The organism is Streptomyces gardneri (genome assembly GCF_006539185.1).
GTDB classification, from domain to species: Bacteria; Actinomycetota; Actinomycetes; order Streptomycetales; family Streptomycetaceae; genus Streptomyces; species Streptomyces gardneri.
In genome coordinates, this window is sequence record NZ_BJMN01000031.1 from 1 (window position 1) to 18,167 (window position 18,167).

The window sequence follows — 18,167 nt, forward strand, 5'->3', positions numbered from 1 at the left end:
GGGGCCCACCTTGCAGTGGGCCCCGCCTGCCGTCACGCGTACATCCCGGTACGCCCCCGTGTGGGCAATCGTCCCGCTGGGCTGGGGGCGACCCCTCTGGGGCCCCGCAGGGTGTGCGCCAGGTGGACCACTCCGAGGCGCGCCCCAGCACCCCGCTCCCAAGACTGGGAAGCATGATCACGCGCCGCCGCTCCCACCTCCGAGCCTGGGCCCTCCTCGGCGCCCTCCTCGGAGCCACCGGCACCGCCTGGCCCGCCGAGGCGCACCAGGCTCGGGCTCAGGCGCCCGCACTCTGCACCTCGTCCCGCGAACCCGCCCTCGCCGCCCGTATGTCCCAGGACATCGCCGCGGCACTGAAGGACCGCGACGGCACGGTCTCGGTCGCCGTCCACGACCCCGGCCGCGGACTGCGCTGCCGGCTGGGGGACACCCGGCTCTACGACTCCGCCAGCATCGCCAAGGTCCTCATCCTGCAGGCCGTCCTCGGCCGGGCCGAGGAGCTGGGCCGCGCCCCCACCCGCCTGGAGGCCCAGCGGATGAAGGCCATGATCACCCGCTCCGACAACACCGCCGCCACCGACCTCTGGCAGAAACTCTCACGCGCCCGCCTGAACCGGGTGCTGCGCGAGGCCGGCGCCCAGGACACCGTCCTCGGCCACGACCGCTACTGGGGCCTCACCCGCACCACCGCCCGTGACCAACTGGCCCTGCTCGCCGCCGTCTCCCGCCGCACCCAGGCACTCGATCTGATGGGGCAGGTCGTCAGCAGCCAGGCCTGGGGCGTCACCGCGGGCGCGCCCCGCACGGTCAAGGTCCACCTCAAGAACGGCTGGCTGCCCCGCGCCACCCACGAGTGGCGCGTCCACAGCATCGGCATCGCCCGAGGCACGGGCACCACCGGCACCGCCGCCGTCGACTACCGGCTGGCCCTGCTGAGCCACGACAACCCCACCATGCGGTACGGAGTGCGCACCCTGGAGGGGGTCGCCCTCGCCGTGCACCGCGGACTCGCCGGCGGCACGGCGGCCCGCGGCTTCACCCCCGGGCACAGGATCAGCGAGACCCCGGACGGGAGCGTTCCGTCCGGCGCACCGGGACCTCTGCCTCCTGCGCCGCCGCACCCGCCGCAGGAGTGGGGGACGTTCCCAGGAACCGTGCCCCCGTCCCGTACAGCACGAGACCGACGGCGAGCCCCGCGCCGGCCCCGAAGCAGGCCGTCGGAATGACGTCCAAGGGCGTCTCGATCCGGTCCCAGCCCCAGTACGCGGCCCAGCGCAGCACCCGGTGCGCGACACCGGCGAGGACACACCCGCCGATGAGGCCGACCGCGACGAGCCGCCCTCGCCGGCCCGGGACCGGCACGGCGGCGGGCAGCTCCGTGTCCGGCGCGGTGGAGCGCAGCGCCCGCAGCGTGAACCAGCCGAGGAGCCCCAGGGCCAGCGCGGAACCCCCGTACTGCGCGTAGAGGTAGACGGGGAACCCGGCCACGAGCTCGCCGAGGAAGGGGATCGCCCGCGTGCCCCAGCGGTCGAGGTGGGTGAAGGAGTCCCACACCACGTGGGTCGTCGAACCGAGCACCGCCGAGAGGAAGAACCAGCCCGCGAGCACCGCCGTGTGCCGGTCCCGCCAGGGGCGTCCCCGCACGAGCCCGAACACCCGCGCGCGCCACCGGGCGGGCAGCAGCGCGACGAGCGGTTCGCGCACGATCAGCCACAGGGCCACGAGCGCCGCGGTGATCAGCACGTCGGCCGTGACGATCCCGACGGGGGAGTGGGTGACGTCGCCGAAGACCATCGCCCCGGGCACCGCCGTGGCCGCGAAGTAGGTCATGTCAGGCGCGAAGGAGCCCGCGACGAGCGCGGAGGCGACGAGCGGTCCGCGCGCGGTCCCGTCGCGCCGCAGCCCGGGCAGGACGGCGGCGGCATGGCTCAGCGTGAACGGCAAGGCGGGCTCCAACTCGGTTCCGGTGGCGGCGGCCGGGGCGGACGACGGCCGCAGTGCAAGAGGTGTCGGACCCGCAGGTCGGTTCCCGTTTCAGGCCGTTCGGCCCGTATGTGTGCGGAGGTCACCGGTCCGGCTCCGGTCGCGAGGAGGCCGAGAGGTGACGAAAGCGTGAAACACGGTCAGGCGTCAGTACCCGGCGGTACGGAGTTGGCATAGGGTCGCCAGAGGTCACACGCGGGGAGCGTGGGACGCAGTCGATGGGGAGGGGACCACAGGTATGGCAGCGCAATTGGGCCGCCGGCTGCGCAAGGGGGCCACCAGCGGTGCGGTGGTGGCCGCGGCGGTCGCGGCGCTCGCCGCCTCGCAGGCGCCGGAGATGATCCCGCCGCCCACGGACAACGCGGGAGGCGACCGGGCCATCGGCACCGGGGACGCCACGACGCCGCCGTCCGACGGTTCCGCGACGGGCGATTCCCCGTACTTCACCGAACTGCCGCCCCTGAACACCCCGAACAAGCCGGGGGCGCCCACCCACCTGCCGGTGATCACCGGGCCCGCGGAGGCCGGCATACCCGCGTCCGTCCTCGCCGCCTACAAGCGCGCCGAGGCGTCGGTACGCTCGACCGACCCCGGCTGCAACCTGCCGTGGCAGCTGCTCGCCGGCATCGGCAAGGTCGAGTCGGGGCAGGCGCGCGGCGGTGGCGTCGACGCCAACGGCACGACCCTCTCGCCGATCCTCGGCCCCGCCCTCAACGGCGTCGGCTTCGCCAACATCTCGGACACCGACGGCGGCGCCTACGACGGCGACAAGATCCACGACCGAGCCGTCGGCCCGATGCAGTTCATCCCGTCCACCTGGGCGACCTGGGGTCAGGACGCCAACAGCGACGGCAAGAAGGACCCCAACAACATCTACGACGCCGCGCAGGCCGCCGGTCTCTACCTCTGCGCCAACGACCGGAACCTCGCGCTCAAGGCCGACCTCGACCGCGCCGTCCTCAGCTACAACCGCTCGACGGAGTACCTGAACACGGTCCTGTCCTGGTTCGAGTACTACAAGCGGGGCACCCACCAGGTCCCGGACGGCACGGGAGTGCTGCCGGTCGACCGCAGCGACAACCGCGGCCGGGGCAACCGCCCCGCGTCCACCCCGCCGTACTCGCCCCTCCCGACGACGCCCGCGCCGACGACGTCCGCGCCGAAGCCGGTGACGCCGGACCCGAAGCCGTCCGAGACGGGCGTCCCCCCGAAGACCCCGCCGGCGACGACGGACCCCGGCAAGACCCCGACCACCCCGCCGACGAAGCCCACGGTTCCGCCGACGAAGCCGACCGTCCCGCCGACGACGAATCCCACCGTCCCGCCGGCCGCCAGGGTCGCGCGGCTGACGACGGTCGCGACCGGTGCGCTGACGGCCACCACCGGGAACGCCTTCGGCAAGGCCCCCACGGTCGCGGCGCTCGACGCCTCGGGCGCGCCGGTCACCGGGGTGAGCATCAAGTTCGAGATCGTCGGAAGCACCGACGCCCGCTTCGCCGGCGCGAGGACCACGGCCACCGTCACCACCGGGTCGAGCGGCCTGGCGGCCTCTCCCGCGCTGCAGGCGGGCCAGAAGGTCGGCCCCTTCACGGTCCGGGCCACCGTCGTGAACCGCACCCTGGCCGCCGAGTTCACCGCGACGGTCACCGCCCGTCAGGCGGACACCCTCACGCGGCTCGACGGCGACGCCGCCCTGGCCGCCACCACCGGCACCGGGTTCACCCAGCAGCTGCGGGTGAAGGCCACCGACAAGGGCGCGCTCGCCCCCGGTGTCCTCGTCACCGGCGCTGTCGTCACCTCGAAGACCGCGACCGACGCGAGCACCGAGGGCCCGTACTTCAAGGGCGAGGCGGGCGCGACGGCCAGGACCAAGGTCTTCACGACCGACGCGGACGGCCTGATCACCCTCGCCCCCGGCGACCTCCTCGCGGGCGACAAGGCCGGCACGTTCTTCCTCAAGCTGACGGCGCCCGGCGGCGGCAGCACCTTCGTCGAGCTCACGGTCGCGGCGCCCGAGCCCACCCCCGAGCCGTCGACCCCGGAGCCCACGCCCTCCACGAGCGACGCTCCGACCGACTCGCCCGAGGCCACCTCCTCCCCGTCGCCCTCGGCCTGACCCAAGGACCCCTCCCCGCGTCGCGTCCTCCAGCGCCGCCCCTCCGTCCACACCGGACGCGGGGGGGCGGCGCTCCGCGTTACCCGGGTGCAACGTGTTCTCATCTCACGGCCGCGTTGCTACGGTGCCCGACCTGACGCCCTATCAGATCGAGCAGTGGGAGGCCGACCATGCGCGCCCTTGTCGCCGTCGCCATCGGACTCGCCCCAGTCCTCCTCTTCGTCCTCCTCGTCTCCCTGGTAGATCTGCCGCCCGACGGGCCCACCTCGCCCAAACCGCTACTGACCGCCGACCCCGGCCCGAAGAAGTAGGGGGCGACCGTGCGCCGCCGAGCCAGCCTCGTCCTGCTCGCCCTCGCCGTCTGCTGCGCCGCGATGGCCCCGACCCTGCGGTGGTACGCCTTCCCGCGCCTGGCGAAGATCCCGCCGAACCAGTACCAGGAGACCGTCCTGGAGGCCCGGCCGGCGACCCTCCTCAACTACTCCACGCTCAAGGCCGAGAAGGTCGAGAAGATCACGATCATCCAGACCCTCAAGGGCAACGTGGAGGAGTCGAAGCGGATCGAACGCGACGCCGGGCGCGACGTCGTCGTCTGGGACGCCCTCGCCTATGTCACGGGCCCCGACGGCAAGATGGTCTCCAAGATCCCCGAGCGGTACATCTTCGACGCCCACACCCAGGACCCCGTCAACGCCACCGGCGAAACGGTCGACGGCGACCCGGTCCGACGCGAGGGCATCGAGTTCAAGTGGCCCTTCCTCACCGAGAAGCGGGACTACCAGTACTTCGACGCCCAGACCCGGACCTCGGCCCCCATCCACTACAAGGGCACGCAGACCTTCCGCGGCCTGGAGGTCTACTACTTCGAGCAGACCGTCCCCTGGACCAAGGTCCCCATGCCCAAGGCCATGCCGGTCAAGGGCATCACCCCGCAGGTCCTCGCCGACTCGGGCCTCACCCGCTGGTACACCACCAAGCGCATGTTCTGGGTCGAACCGGTCACCGGCGCCCCCGTCAACGGCGAGGAGATCCACAGGGAGGAGCTCCGCAACGCCAAGGCCCTGATGGGCCAGGACACCATCACCGTCTTCGAGGGGCACGTGAAGATGCGCGGCGACTACGTCGACAGCATCGTCGAGATGGTCGGCTCCAACCGTCTGATGGTCATGATGCTCGTCTCCTACATGCCCTGGAGCCTCACCGTCCTGGCCCTCGCCCTCCTCGCCCTCGCCTTCTGGCTGGAGGCCCGCTCCCGTCGCCCGGCGGCGCCGCCGGCAGGATCGCCGCCGCCGGGCCCCGTCACCGCTCCCGTCTGAGCCGCGCGCTGGTGTGCCGAGTCGCTTCCGCCACGGACGGGTCCTCCGGCCACGGATGCTTCGGATACCGGCCCCTCAGCTCCGCCCGGACGGCGCGATAACCCTCCCGCCAGAACGACGCCAGGTCGGCGGTGACGGCCGCCGGCCGCCCGGCGGGGGAGAGCAGATGGACCAGGACCGGCACGCCCGCCACCCGGGGCGTCTCGGCCAGGCCGAACATCTCCTGGAGCTTCACCGCGAGCACCGGCCGCCCGTCGCCGTACTCGACCCGTATCCGCGAACCGCTCGGCACCTCGATCCGCTCCGGCGCGAGCTCGTCCAGCCGGCCCGCCTCGCCCGTCGCCCAGGGCAGCAGCCGCCGCAAGGCCTGCCCGGCGTCGATCCGCCCCAGATCGGCCCGGCGCGCGGCCCGGGACAGCTCCGGCTCCAGCCACTCCTCGGCCCGGTCGACCAGCGCCCCGTCCGCCACGTCCGGCCAGGGCTCGCCCAGCTCCCCGTACAGGAACGCGAGCCGCTCGCGCAGCTCCGAGGCGTCCCGGCTCCACCGCAGCAGCCCGACCCCCTCCCGCCGCAGCCCGTCGAGCAGCGCCTCCCGCACGAGAGCGGGCGCGGCACCGGACCCCAGGGGCCGCACGGTCAGCTCGACCGCGCCCAGCCGGTCCACCGAGCGCGCCACCACATCGCCGTCCTCCCAGTGGACCTCCTCGCCCGTGGCCCGCAGATGACCCGCCGCCCACCGGGCCGTGCCCTCGTCCACCACGGCCGCCAGCCGCACCCGCGCCGTGGCGTCCCGCGCCGTGCGGTCCGCCACCGCCACGGCCAGCCACGGAGTGGACCGCAGCCCCGAACCCTCGGCGAGCCGGGCCCCGCTGCCCGACACCATCAGATAGCCGTCCTGCTCCCGGGCCCTGGCCACCCGCTCCGGAAAGGCCAGCGCCGTCACCAACCCGGCCACGGCGTCCTCACCGCCCGCCCGCGAGCCGACCCCGCCCGTTCCTTCCCTCCCCGCCTCGGCCGCCTCGCCGGCCGAACGCTCCAGGCGCCGCGCCTCCGCCTTCCACCGGGCCGCGTACCCGTCCCCGCCCCGGCGAGCCGACCGCCAGGCCGCCGTCAGATCGTCCCCGTACTCCCGGGGAGGCTCCTCGCTCAGCAGCGCCACCACCTCCGCCGCCCGCCGGACGCCCACCTCGGCGGCGCCGTCGACCAGGGCCCGACCCAGCCGGGGGTGGAGCCCGAGCCTCGACAGCCGCCCCCCGCGCTCGGTGGCCCGGCCGTCCTCGTCCACGGCGCCCACCGCCGCCAGCACGGAACGGGCCGCCGCCATCGCCCCCGCGGGCGGCGCATCGAGCAGAGCGAGCCCCTCCGCCGTCGGATCGCCCCAGCACGCGACCCGCAGGGCGAAGTCCGCGAGGTCGGCGATCCTGATCTCGGGGGAAGGGAACCGAGCCCGGTTCCCGTCCTCGGCCTCCGCCCAGCACCGGTAGACGGTGCCGAAGGCCTCACGCATCGAGCGCCCGGACCGCTGGGTGGCCGCCGCGGTCGACACCGGCACCGTCGCCAGCGACCCCAGCCCCCGCGCGTGGTCCATCCGGGGCTCCCGCGCGAGCCCCGAGTCCACGACGATCCGGACCCCGGGCACCGTCAGGCTCGACTCCGCCACCGAGGTCGACAGCACCACACGGCGCCGCCCGTCCGGCCCGGCACCCCTCAGGACCGCGTCCTGCACCGCCGCCGGCGCCCGGCCGTGCAGCTGGAGCACCTCCGCGTCCAGACCCGCGAGCAGTCCCGCCGTCCGCGCGATCTCCCCCGTACCGGGAAGGAAGCAGAGGACGTCCCCCTCGTGCCGCTCCATCGCCAGCCGGACCGTCGCCGCCACATGCCGCAGCAGCGCCGGGTCCACCCAGGTGCCGTGCGCGGGCCGGATCCCGGCCGGGGGAGCGGCGAACCGGACCGCGTACCCGTGCCCCTCGCCCTCGCTCCGCACGATCGGCGCGGGGTCGCCGCCGTCCACGGACGTCAGAAGCCGCGCCCACGCCTCCGCGTCGCTCGTCGCCGAGGCCGCGATCAGCTTCAGCTCCGGCCGCAGGGCCGTGCGCACGTCGACGAGGAAGGCCAGGGCCGTATCGGCGTCCAGATGCCGCTCGTGGCACTCGTCGAGCAGCACCACGTCCACACCCACCAGCTCGGGGTCGCGCTGCAGCCGCTGGAGCAGGAGACCCGTCGTCACCACTTCGACCCGGGTCGCGGGACCCACCCGCCGCTCACCGCGCACCGAGAAGCCGACGGTCCCGCCGACCTCCTCGCCGAGCAGCCAGGCCATCCGCCGCGCCGCCGCGCGCACCGCCATCCGGCGCGGCTCGGCCACCAGCACCCGCCGCTTCGGTCCGTCCCCTATGAGCCCCGCGAGCGCGAGCGGCACCAGCGTCGTCTTGCCGGTGCCGGGCGGCGCGTGGAGCACCGCCGTGCCGCGCTCCGCGAGCGCGGTCAGCAGCTCGGGCACGGCATGGCGGACGGGAAGCAGGTCGAGTGCGTCGTTTCGGATCACGCACTCAGTCTCGTACGCGCCGAGAAAAGGCGGGTCCGGTTGTCCACAGGACCCACCCATTAATAGGACTGCTCCTGTTAAGAGGACTGATCCTGGCGTTCGCAGACGAAGATCGCCGTGCCCGGGATCAGGTTCCCCCGGAGCGGGGACCAGCCGCCCCACTCCTGACTGTTCCAGGCCGGCCACTCCGGCTCGACCAGATCCACGAGCCGGAAGCCGCCGGCCACCACGTCCCGCACCCGGTCCCCGAGCGTCCTGTGGTGCTCCACGTACACGGCCCGGCCCTGCTCGTCCTGCTCGACGTAGGGCGTGCGGTCGAAGTACGAGGCCGCCACCGACAGACCCTCCGGCCCCGGCTCGTCCGGGAACGCCCAGCGGATCGGGTGCGTCACCGAGAAGACCCAGCGGCCGCCGGGCCGCAGCACCCGGCGGACCTCACGGAAGACCCGTACCGGATCGGCGACGAACGGGACCGCGCCGTACGCCGCGCAGACCAGGTCGAAGGAGCCGTCCCGGAAGGGCAGCGCCCCGGCGTCCGCCTCGACCAGCGGCACGCCCCCGCCGATCCGCAGCGCGTGCTGGAGCTGCCGGTGAGAGAGGTCGAGGGCGACCGGCCGCGCGCCCTGCGCCGCCAGCCAGCGCGAGCACTGCGCCGCCCCCGCGCCGATCTCCAGGACGTCACGCCCCTTCAGCGAGGCGGCCGGGCCGAGCAGCTCCGCCTCGGCCTCGTCGAGCCCCTCGGGCCCCCATACGAACCGGTCGTCGCCCAGGAAGGCCCCGTGCTCGCTCTGGTACTCGTCCGCGTTCCGGTCCCACCAGCCGCGGCTCGCCCGGCTGCTCTCCGCGTCCCCCGCGTCACGCCGGGTCGCCTCGGCGTCGTCCTCGGCCTCGTCCCGGCCCTCGTGCTGTTCGTACTCTTGGTTCATCTCGCCCGCCGATGTAGTTTGCGCTCAGTGCCGCCCGTGGCCGACCCGCCGATGCGGCGTGGATCCGGCGCGGCGGACAAGAAAATGTGCCGGGTTTGCGCGGTTCTGCCCCTGGTGCGCGCTTCGCGCATTGACCCTGTCCGGCCGCCCCCGTATGCTAAAGGTTGCGCTGCGGGCCTGCGCGCCTCAGACGGAGCAGGCCGCGCTCGTACCTGTTGTATGTCCCCTCGGTTTTCGAGGCACCTCCCGTTTCGCGGGCAGGGGCTTCATTGGCTGTCCGGCTTCTTGGTGCGATACGGGCTCTCGGCGTAGCAGTACCTACGACTTTCTGTCCGTAACCGGAGCCCTTTCCCACATGACGAGCAGCACCGAGACCACCGCCACCAGCACCACCCCGCAGGTTGCGGTCAACGACATCGGTAACGAGGAAGCCTTCCTCGCCGCGATCGACGAGACGATCAAGTACTTCAACGACGGCGACATCGTCGACGGCGTCATCGTGAAGGTCGACCGGGACGAGGTCCTGCTCGACATCGGTTACAAGACCGAAGGCGTGATCCCGAGCCGCGAGCTCTCGATCAAGCACGACGTCGACCCGAACGAGGTCGTCAAGGTCGGCGACGAGATCGAGGCCCTGGTTCTCCAGAAGGAGGACAAGGAAGGCCGCCTGATCCTCTCGAAGAAGCGTGCCCAGTACGAGCGCGCCTGGGGCACCATCGAGAAGATCAAGGAAGAGGACGGGATCGTCACCGGTACCGTCATCGAGGTCGTCAAGGGTGGTCTCATCCTCGACATCGGCCTCCGTGGCTTCCTGCCGGCCTCCCTCGTCGAGATGCGTCGCGTCCGCGACCTCCAGCCCTACGTGGGCAAGGAGCTCGAGGCGAAGATCATCGAGCTGGACAAGAACCGCAACAACGTGGTCCTGTCCCGCCGTGCCTGGCTCGAGCAGACCCAGTCCGAGGTTCGCCAGACGTTCCTCACCACCCTGCAGAAGGGTCAGGTCCGCTCCGGCGTCGTTTCCTCGATCGTCAACTTCGGTGCCTTCGTGGACCTGGGTGGCGTCGACGGTCTCGTGCACGTCTCCGAGCTGTCCTGGAAGCACATCGACCACCCGTCCGAGGTTGTCGAGGTCGGCCAGGAGGTCACCGTCGAGGTTCTCGACGTCGACATGGACCGCGAGCGTGTCTCCCTGTCGCTGAAGGCGACGCAGGAGGACCCGTGGCAGCAGTTCGCCCGTACGCACCAGATCGGTCAGGTCGTCCCGGGTAAGGTCACCAAGCTGGTTCCGTTCGGTGCGTTCGTCCGCGTGGACGAGGGCATCGAGGGTCTGGTCCACATCTCCGAGCTGGCCGAGCGCCACGTGGAGATCCCGGAGCAGGTCGTCCAGGTCAACGACGAGATCTTCGTCAAGGTCATCGACATCGACCTCGAGCGTCGTCGCATCAGCCTCTCGCTGAAGCAGGCCAACGAGTCCTTCGGTGCCGACCCGGCCTCGGTCGAGTTCGACCCGACCCTGTACGGCATGGCCGCGTCCTACGACGACCAGGGCAACTACATCTACCCCGAGGGCTTCGACCCCGAGACCAACGACTGGCTCGAGGGCTTCGAGACCCAGCGCGAGGCCTGGGAGACCCAGTACGCCGAGGCGCAGGCTCGTTTCGAGCAGCACCAGGCTCAGGTCATCAAGTCCCGCGAGGCCGACGAGGCCGCCGCTGCCGAGGGCGCTGCCGCCCCGGCCGCCGGTGGCAACGCCGGTGCGGGCATCTCGGGTGGTTCGTACTCCTCGGAGTCGGACGACAACTCCGGCGCCCTGGCGTCGGACGAGGCGCTCGCCGCCCTCCGCGAGAAGCTCGCCGGCGGCCAGAGCTGAACAGGCTCTCCGCTGAGCGCTAGCCGCTAGCGAATCGAGGCCCGCTTCCCTTCGGGGGAGCGGGCCTCGGTCGTTTCCGCGACTTTGCCGAGGCCCTGCCGGACTCCTCCTCCGGAAGATCGGCCCGCGCGGGAATGGTGGTGCGGCTCACGGCGTTGCCAGAGAGAACACGAGGAGGAGCGGTAATCGTGCTTGATCCCCAGGATTTGTACGAATGGGACCCGAAGGGCCTGGCCGTCGTGGACCTGGCCCTGGCGCAGGAGTCGGCCGGGCTGGTCATGCTGTACCACTTCGACGGCTACATCGACGCCGGCGAGACGGGTGAGCAGATCGTCGAGCGGCTGCTCGACACCCTTCCCCACCAGCTGGTGGCCCGCTTCGACCACGACAGGCTCGTGGACTACCGCGCCCGCCGCCCCCTGCTGACCTTCCGGCGCGACCGCTGGACCGCGTACGAGACGCCGTCCATCGAGGTCCGCCTCGTCCAGGACGCCACCGGGGCACCCTTCCTGGTCCTCTCGGGCCCCGAGCCCGACGTCGAGTGGGAGCGGTTCGCCGCCGCCGTCGGGCAGATCGTCGAGCGGCTCGGCGTGCGCCTCGCGGTCAACTTCCACGGCATCCCCATGGGCGTACCGCACACCCGCCCCGTCGGCCTCACCCCGCACGGCACCCGGACGGACCTGATGCCCGGGCACACCAGCCCCTTCGACGAGGCCCAGGTCCCCGGCAGCGCCGAGTCCCTCGTCGAGTACCGGCTCTCGGAGTCCGGCCACGACACCCTCGGCGTCGCCGCCCACGTCCCGCACTACGTGGCTCGCTCGCCGTACCCGGATGCCGCCCTGACCGTCCTCGAGGCCGTCACGGCCGCCACCGGCCTCGTGCTCCCGGGCGTCGCCCACGCGCTGCGGACGGAGGCCCGCCGCACCCAGACCGAGATCGACCGCCAGATCGGCGAGGGCGACGAGGAGCTGGTCGCGCTCGTCCAGGGCCTTGAGCACCAGTACGACGCGGTGGCCGGCGCCGAGACCCGCGGCAGCCTGGTCGCCGAGCCGGTCGACCTGCCGTCGGCCGACGAGCTGGGCCGCGAGTTCGAGCGCTTCCTCGCCGAGCGGGAGGGCGACGCGTAGCCCTCCCCGGGGGCGACGCGCGGTCCTCGTCGGACAGGCCCTAAGCTGCCGCTCATGCTGAAGGTGGGCCTGACCGGCGGGATCGGCGCCGGCAAGAGCGAAGTGTCGCGGCTGCTCGTCTCGTACGGAGCCGTGCTGATCGACGCGGACCGGATCGCCCGCGAGGTCGTCGAACCCGGGACACCGGGGCTCGCGGCCGTCGTGGAGGCCTTCGGGGAAGCCGTCCTGACCGAGAGCGGGACGCTCGACCGGCCGAAGCTCGGCTCCATCGTCTTCGCCGACGCCGACCGGCTGGCCACCCTGAACGCCCTCGTGCACCCCCTGGTCGGGGCGCGATCTGCGGAGCTGGAGAGCCGGGCGGGCGCCGGAGACGTCGTCGTCCACGACGTACCCCTGCTCACCGAGAACGGGCTCGCGCCGCTCTACGACCTGGTAGTGGTCGTGGACGCGTCTCCCGAGACCCAGCTCGACCGGCTCGTACGCCTCCGGGGCATGGCCGAGGCCGAGGCCCGGGCCCGGATGGCCGCCCAGGCCACGCGGGCCCAGCGACTGGCGATCGCGGACCTCGTGATCGACAACGACGGCCCGCTGGAGGCGCTGGAACCGCAGGTGCGGAAGGTCTGGGACGAGCTGGAGCGCCGGGCCGCCGACCCGGCCTGAGACCCGTCACCCGCCACCCGGCGCTGCGCGTCAGGCGCCGGGGTCGGCAACCGGGCGGAGCACCGGCGGAATGCGGCCGCCGGGTTCGGTGTTCCTTCACCTCATCAAGGGAAGGATGCCATCGTGGCCGACACGAACCCGGAAACGCACGTCATCGACTTCCGCGCCGCCGAGCACCTGCTGGCCGCGCGGGACCCGCGTGGCGCCGTGAAGCTGCTGGACTCGGTGATCGCCGCCCACCCCGAGAACACGGCCGCGCGACTGCTGCGGGCCCGGGCGTTCTTCGCCGCCGCCCAGCTCCGTCCGGCCCAGCTGGAGTTCGAGCTGGTCCTGGAGCGCGAGCCGGACAACGCGTTCGCCCACTTCGCCCTGGCCCGCACCTTCGAGCGCTCCGGGCAGACCGCGCAGGCCACCCGGCACTTCCGGCTCGCCGCCGCACTCGACCCGAAGCCGGAGTACCTCCAGGCGGCGGGGTTCGACACGCGGAACTGACGGCCGCGGTTCAGCGGCCCGTGCCGCCGTGATCGGGTTCGTACGGCGGGATGTTCCGGCCCGGCTGCCAGTGCGGGCCCTGGTGGATGTGGTGCAGCACCATCGCCAGGTCGCACACCACCACGAGGAAGAGCACCCCGCATGCCGCCGCCCAGCCGGGACGGCCCACCAGTGAGAAGACGGTCGTACCGAAGGCGGCCCAGAGCAGTCCCCACACAGCCAGCCAGAACCGCATGCGCAGGGGACTGCGCGCGGTCGCCGGTTCGTTCCCGGAACGCATGACGGTCACCATCTCCCGTCCGAGCCCCGAAGGGGGCTCTTCCAGGATGGACCCTGCGGCGGGTGGAGGGAACCGGTCAGTGGATGACGCTGTAGCTGCGCCACGGCAAGGCGCCCGGCGCGATCTCGTTGCTGGTGCTGGTGGGGAGGTAGATGTTGTGCTTCCCCTTGCAGTCGCGCGTCGGGTACAGCCTGATGTCGACGAGGGTGTCGTTCTCGACCCTGGTCGCCCCGCGCGGGACGAGGAGGCGGTGGCAGCCGTTCACCGAGGGGCTCGTCACGGTCACCACGACGTCGCGATCCGTCTCGTACGAGAGCGTGCCGACCATGGTGCGGTCCAGGCTCGAACAGCCGGCGACGGCGAGAGTGAGCAGCACGGCCCCGGTGGCGGTCGTGAGACGCCGGCGAACGGACATGGCGGTTCCTCTTCTGTCGGAGTCCGGGTCTTGTCCCGGCGGCACCTCGGGTGCACCCGGTCCAGGCCACCATCGCGCCCCCGGGCGCCCGTGTCATCCGCTGCTGGGCCGCACGGGCGAACCCGCGTGGCGGCCGTTGTCAGACCCCCGCCGTAAGGTCGGAGATCCAGTCGGACACTCGTCACCCGGTGGGAAGGAGCGCGGAGCCGTGGCACACACCTGGATGACCAGCGCCGCCGTCTTCCTGCCGGCCGGCCTGCCCCGTGAGGGTCGCGTCGCCTTCTGGGCCCCCGACGGCGACGCGCTGCCGGACCCGGCGGAGAGCGGTGCGGAGCGCGTCGAGCTGACCGTCGTCCGACGGCACGGAAGCGGCGCCCGTACGCGGGTCGTGCCCGCCGTCACCCTCCCCGTCGCCGCCGCCCTGCCCCATCTCGTCGCGGCCCGCCGCCACCCGGCCGCCCACCTCGCCACCGCCGGCTGGGGCGCCGCCGCCCTGCACGCTCTGCACCTGGTGGCCCGCGGCCGCATGCTGCCGGGTCTGACCGCCGACGACCTGGACGCCTGGCGGGCCGGCCCGCTGGACGCCGACGACATCGCCCACCTGCGGGCCGTCGCCGCGGCCATGCCGTACGAGGCGCATGCCGTGCCCGCGCCCGGCCCCGGCCCGCTGCGGCTGCCCGAGCCCGAGGCGCTCGTGCGCGCCTTCCTCGACGCGGTCGCCGACACCCTGCCCCGTACCCCGGCCGCCGTCCACGCGGTCGGGGCGCCGTTCGCGGCCCGCGCGCCGCAGCACCTGCCCCGCGCGCGTGCCTGGGCGGCGGAGGCCGCCGCCGGGATGGACGCGGGTGTACGGGTCTCGCTCCGCCTCGACCTGTCGGGGTACGAACTCTTCGACATCGCCGACACGGCCGCGGGGGAGGAGAGCGGTGCCGAGCGCCAGGCCGCCGCCGCGATCCTCCAGATCCACAGCCTCGCCGACCCGACCCTCGTCATCGACGCCCTGGCCCTGTGGGCGGGGGAGGGTGAGCACTTCGGGCCGCGCGCCCGGATCGACGCGGTCCTCGCCCTGCGCCGGGCCGCCCGCGTCTGGCCCCCGCTGGCCCGGCTCCTGGAGCGGGACGTGCCCGACGTCCTCGCCCTCACCGAGGACGAGCTGTACGAACTGCTCGGCCCCGCGGCGGCCCGGCTCGCGGATGCCGGGGTCGCCCTCCACTGGCCGCGCGAGCTGGCCCGCTCGCTGAGCGCCTCCGCCGTCGTCCGCCCCGCCCTGGCCGCGCCCGGCTCCGCGACCGACGGCACGGCCTTCTTCGACAGCGAGGAGCTCCTGCGGTTCAACTGGCAGCTGGCCCTCGACGGCGATCCCCTCACCGAGCGGGAGATGGACCTGCTCGCCGAGGCCCACCGGCCCGTCGTACGCCTCCGCGACCAGTGGGTCGTCGTCGACCCCGACCTCGTCCGCAAGGCCCGCAAGCGCGAACTGGGCCTGCTGGAACCGGTCGACGCCCTCGCCGTCGCCCTCACCGGCACCGCGGAGGTGGACGGCGAGACCGTCCCCGCCGTCCCCGTCGGGGCGCTCGCCGCCCTCCGGGACCGGCTCATGGCCGGCCCCGAGGCCGTGCAGGCCCCGCCCGGCCTGACCGCGACCCTCCGCGACTACCAGCTCCGCGGCCTCGCCTGGCTGGACCTGATGACCTCGCTCGGCCTCGGCGGCTGCCTCGCCGACGACATGGGCCTCGGCAAGACCGTCACGCTCATCGCCCTCCATCTGCGCCGCGCCCGCCGCGCCCCCACCCTCGTCGTCTGCCCGGCGTCCCTCCTCGGCAACTGGCAGCGGGAGGTGGAGAAGTTCGCCCCCGGCACGCCGGTGCGCCGCTTCCACGGCGCCGACCGCGGACTCGACGGGATGGACGGCGGGTTCGTCCTCACCACCTACGGCACCCTGCGCACCAGTGCCGCCCAACTCGCCGAGCGGGAGTGGGGCATGGTCGTCGCCGACGAGGCACAGCACGTCAAGAACCCGTTCTCCGCGACCGCGAAGGCGCTGCGCGAGATCCCCGCACCGGCGAGGGTCGCCCTGACCGGAACCCCCGTGGAGAACAACCTCTCCGAGCTGTGGGCGCTCCTCGACTGGACCACCCCCGGTCTCCTCGGACCGCTCAAGGCCTTCCGCTCCCGCCACGCCCGGGCCGTGGAGAACAACGAGGAGATCGAGCACGCGGAGGCCGTCGAGCGGCTCGCCCGGCTCGTACGGCCCTTCCTGCTGCGCCGCCGCAAGTCCGACCCCGGGATCGTCCCCGAACTGCCGCCCAAGACCGAGTCCGACCATCCCGTGTCCCTCACCCGGGAACAGGCCTCGCTGTACGAGGCGGTCGTCCGCGAGACGATGGCGCAGATCGAGGCCGCCGAGGGCATGGCCCGCCGCGGGCTCGTCATGAAGCTGCTGACCTCGCTCAAGCAGATCTGCAACCACCCCGCGCAGTACCTCAAGGAGCAGGCGCCGCGCGGCAGCGGCACCGCCCGGCTCGCCGGCCGCTCCGGGAAGCTCGCCCTGCTCGACGAGCTCCTCGACACGATCCTCGCCGAGGACGGGTCCGTACTCGTCTTCACCCAGTACGTGTCGATGGCCAGGCTCCTCGCCGACCACCTGGCCGCGCGCGGCATCCAGGCCCAACTGCTCCACGGCGGCACCCCGGTGGCCGAGCGCGAGCGGATGGTCGACCGCTTCCAGGCCGGCGAGATCCCCGTCTTCCTGCTCTCCCTCAAGGCCGCGGGCACCGGCCTCAACCTCACCCGGGCCGGCCACGTCGTGCACTACGACCGCTGGTGGAACCCGGCCGTGGAGGAGCAGGCCACCGACCGGGCCTACCGGATCGGACAGACCCAGCCGGTGCAGGTCCACCGCCTCGTGGCCGAGGGCACGGTCGAGGACCGCATCGCCGAGATGCTGCTAGCCAAGCGCGCCCTGGCCGACGCCGTCCTCGGCTCGGGCGAGGCCGCCCTGACCGAACTGACCGACCGCGAGCTGGCCGACCTGGTGTCCCTGAGGAGGCACGCGTGAACCGCCCGCGCTCCGCCCGTGGGGCCCTGCCCCGCCACGACGACCGCCGCCGCAGCTTCCCGCAGGTAGCGCCCCGCGAGGCGCCCGACGGGCGGTTCGCCGCCACCTGGTGGGGGAACGCCTGGGTGGAGGCGCTGGAGGGCACCGCCCTCGACCCGGCCCGCCTCGCACGCGGGAAGGCGTACGCCGGGCGTGGCCACGTCGACGCGATCACCGTCACCCCCGGCCGGGTCGTCGCCTACGTCCACGGCAGCCGCACCCGCCCGTACCGCACCGAGATCAGGATGCGGACCCTCGGCGACGACGGCTGGGAGCGGTTCCTCGACGAGGCCACGGCCCGCCCCGATCACATCGCCGCGCTCCTCGACAAGGACGTGCCGCACGCCCTGGAGGCCGTCACCGGCCTGCTGCCCGCGCCGGGGGACCTCGTCCCCGACTGCTCCTGCCCGGACGACGGTTACCCCTGCAAGCACGCCGCCGCCCTCTGCTACCAGGCGGCGAGACTCCTCGACGAGGACCCGTTCGTCCTCTTCCTGATGCGCGGGCGCGGCGAGCAGGAGCTGCTCGCCGAGCTCACCCGGCGCAACGCCGCCCGGTCCGCAGCCGAAGCGACCGCCGCCGCGCCGCCGATGCCGACGGTCCCCGCCCCCGCCGCGCTCGCCGCGACGGCGGCCGGACTTCTGCCGCTGCCCCGGCCGTTGGCGCTTCCCGACCGGCCGGGCCGTCCGGCCGTCTTCCCGCCCGATCCCGAAGCCCCCGATCCGCTCGCCCTCGACCTCCTCGCCAGCGAGGCCGCGGTCCGCGCCCACACCTTCCTCGCCACCGGACACGACCCGGTCGCCGCGCTCACCCCCTGGCAGGACGCGGTCCGACTGGCCGCCGCGCACCCCGGTTCCGGGCTCACCGCCTCGACCCGCGCTCTCTACCGCGACCTGGCCTACGCGTTGGACCGCACACCCACGGACCTGGCCCGTGCCGTCGCCGCCTGGCGGCAGGGCGGCGCCGCAGGACTCGCCGTCCTGGAGGAGCCCTGGGACCCGCCGGCCGGCCCGTTCGACCGGGCCCGACCCGCGCTGCTCGCCGCCGACTTCCCCGCCTTCCGGCCCTGGCGCAACCGGCTCTCGACGGAATCGCTCCAGCTCAGGCTGGGCCGGGACGGCCTCTGGTACGGCTACGAGTCGGACGCGGGGCGCGAGGACTGGTGGCCGCGAGGCGAGCCCGATCCGGACCCGGTCGGCGCCCTCACCGACCTGCTGGGAAGGTGACGGGAAGGCGCGCCGACACTCGAACGGCGCCCAGGACACCCCACTCGAAGGAGTGAATCACGCCAACGGCCGGATCCGGCACCCATGTTTGTCGCGTTGATTCCGGTACGGGCG

General features: G+C 73.5%; 14 protein-coding genes and 1 pseudogene. 10 read left to right on the plus strand and 5 right to left on the minus strand.

What is annotated here, in order from left to right; genetic code table 11:
• Positions 1–545: 545 nt before the first annotated feature.
• Positions 546–842, plus strand: a pseudogene (locus tag SGA01_RS42200) (serine hydrolase); the annotation flags it as partial.
• 211 nt (positions 843–1,053) lie between these two features.
• On the opposite strand, the gene SGA01_RS23400 reads toward SGA01_RS42200, so the two are convergent.
• Positions 1,054–1,944, minus strand: coding sequence for a DUF4184 family protein (locus SGA01_RS23400; RefSeq protein WP_141298384.1), 891 nt, complete (start codon positions 1,942–1,944; stop codon positions 1,054–1,056).
• Between the two features lie 277 nt (positions 1,945–2,221).
• Here SGA01_RS23400 and SGA01_RS23405 point away from each other — a divergent pair, with 277 nt between their 5' ends.
• The 3 genes from SGA01_RS23405 to pgfA all read left to right on the plus strand — a co-directional run bounded on the left by SGA01_RS23405 (position 2,222) and on the right by pgfA (position 5,415).
• Entirely contained in the window at positions 2,222–4,099 is a 1,878-nt protein-coding gene (locus SGA01_RS23405; protein ID WP_141298385.1) for a lytic transglycosylase domain-containing protein, read from the plus strand.
• 170 nt (positions 4,100–4,269) lie between these two features.
• Positions 4,270–4,410 (plus strand): SPW_0924 family protein, encoded by a 141-nt coding sequence (locus SGA01_RS23410; protein ID WP_107105423.1) that lies wholly within the window; start codon positions 4,270–4,272, stop codon positions 4,408–4,410.
• A gap of 9 nt (positions 4,411–4,419) precedes the next feature.
• Positions 4,420–5,415 carry a cell envelope lipid trafficking protein PgfA gene (gene pgfA / locus SGA01_RS23415; protein WP_141298386.1) on the plus strand — a complete coding sequence of 332 codons (996 nt, stop codon included), beginning with the start codon at positions 4,420–4,422 and terminating at the stop codon, positions 5,413–5,415.
• On the opposite strand, the gene hrpB is transcribed toward pgfA, so the two are convergent.
• Both hrpB and SGA01_RS23425 read right to left on the minus strand, forming a co-directional pair.
• The gene (hrpB, locus tag SGA01_RS23420; RefSeq protein WP_141298387.1) at positions 5,399–7,960 is read right to left on the minus strand and encodes an ATP-dependent helicase HrpB; all 2,562 of its coding nucleotides are present in this window, start codon (positions 7,958–7,960) and stop codon (positions 5,399–5,401) included. The genes pgfA and hrpB overlap by 17 nt on opposite strands.
• A gap of 77 nt (positions 7,961–8,037) precedes the next feature.
• Positions 8,038–8,886, minus strand: coding sequence for a class I SAM-dependent methyltransferase (locus tag SGA01_RS23425; RefSeq protein ID WP_141298388.1), 849 nt, complete (start codon positions 8,884–8,886; stop codon positions 8,038–8,040).
• A gap of 355 nt (positions 8,887–9,241) precedes the next feature.
• On the opposite strand from SGA01_RS23425, the gene rpsA reads away from it, so the two are divergent.
• The 4 genes from rpsA (at position 9,242) to SGA01_RS23445 (ending at position 13,035) form a co-directional block, all read left to right on the plus strand.
• Positions 9,242–10,756 (plus strand): 30S ribosomal protein S1, encoded by a 1,515-nt coding sequence (gene rpsA, locus SGA01_RS23430; protein WP_030325237.1) that lies wholly within the window; start codon positions 9,242–9,244, stop codon positions 10,754–10,756.
• Positions 10,757–10,944: 188 nt separating this feature from the next.
• Entirely contained in the window at positions 10,945–11,883 is a 939-nt protein-coding gene (locus SGA01_RS23435; RefSeq protein ID WP_055644138.1) for a PAC2 family protein, read from the plus strand.
• 54 nt (positions 11,884–11,937) lie between these two features.
• Positions 11,938–12,543, plus strand: a complete 606-nt coding sequence (gene coaE / locus SGA01_RS23440; RefSeq protein WP_141298389.1) for a dephospho-CoA kinase — start codon at positions 11,938–11,940, stop codon at positions 12,541–12,543.
• A gap of 123 nt (positions 12,544–12,666) precedes the next feature.
• Positions 12,667–13,035, plus strand: a complete 369-nt coding sequence (locus SGA01_RS23445; protein ID WP_055644140.1) for a tetratricopeptide repeat protein — start codon at positions 12,667–12,669, stop codon at positions 13,033–13,035.
• A gap of 10 nt (positions 13,036–13,045) precedes the next feature.
• Here the strand turns inward: SGA01_RS23445 and SGA01_RS23450 are convergent, their stop codons facing one another.
• On the minus strand, positions 13,046–13,315 hold the full coding sequence (locus tag SGA01_RS23450; RefSeq protein WP_141298390.1) for a DUF6343 family protein: 270 nt from the start codon (positions 13,313–13,315) through the stop codon (positions 13,046–13,048).
• Positions 13,316–13,391: 76 nt separating this feature from the next.
• Positions 13,392–13,730, minus strand: a complete 339-nt coding sequence (locus tag SGA01_RS23455; protein WP_141298391.1) for a hypothetical protein — start codon at positions 13,728–13,730, stop codon at positions 13,392–13,394.
• Between the two features lie 223 nt (positions 13,731–13,953).
• Here SGA01_RS23455 and SGA01_RS23460 point away from each other — a divergent pair, with 223 nt between their 5' ends.
• Both SGA01_RS23460 and SGA01_RS23465 read left to right on the plus strand, forming a co-directional pair.
• Positions 13,954–16,788, plus strand: coding sequence for an SCO1167/SCO6262 family helicase (locus SGA01_RS23460; protein WP_141298462.1), 2,835 nt, complete (start codon positions 13,954–13,956; stop codon positions 16,786–16,788).
• Positions 16,785–18,053: an SWIM zinc finger family protein gene (locus SGA01_RS23465; protein ID WP_141298392.1), complete on the plus strand. Its 1,269-nt coding sequence runs from the start codon at positions 16,785–16,787 to the stop codon at positions 18,051–18,053. Before SGA01_RS23460 ends, SGA01_RS23465 begins: the two co-directional genes overlap by 4 nt.
• Positions 18,054–18,167: the final 114 nt, after the last annotated feature.

What these genes read in the sequence shown, in the direction of transcription:
- SGA01_RS23405 (WP_141298385.1), top strand. Translation starts at nt 2,222, where the DNA reads ATGGCAGCGCAATTGGGCCGCCGGCTGCGCAAGGGGGCCACCAGCGGT.
- SGA01_RS23410 (WP_107105423.1), top strand. Translation starts at nt 4,270, where the DNA reads ATGCGCGCCCTTGTCGCCGTCGCCATCGGACTCGCCCCAGTCCTCCTC.
- SGA01_RS23425 (WP_141298388.1), bottom strand. Translation starts at nt 8,886, where the DNA reads ATGAACCAAGAGTACGAACAGCACGAGGGCCGGGACGAGGCCGAGGAC.
- rpsA (WP_030325237.1), top strand. Translation starts at nt 9,242, where the DNA reads ATGACGAGCAGCACCGAGACCACCGCCACCAGCACCACCCCGCAGGTT.
- coaE (WP_141298389.1), top strand. Translation starts at nt 11,938, where the DNA reads ATGCTGAAGGTGGGCCTGACCGGCGGGATCGGCGCCGGCAAGAGCGAA.
- SGA01_RS23450 (WP_141298390.1), bottom strand. Translation starts at nt 13,315, where the DNA reads ATGCGTTCCGGGAACGAACCGGCGACCGCGCGCAGTCCCCTGCGCATG.
- SGA01_RS23455 (WP_141298391.1), bottom strand. Translation starts at nt 13,730, where the DNA reads ATGTCCGTTCGCCGGCGTCTCACGACCGCCACCGGGGCCGTGCTGCTC.
- SGA01_RS23460 (WP_141298462.1), top strand. Translation starts at nt 13,954, where the DNA reads ATGACCAGCGCCGCCGTCTTCCTGCCGGCCGGCCTGCCCCGTGAGGGT.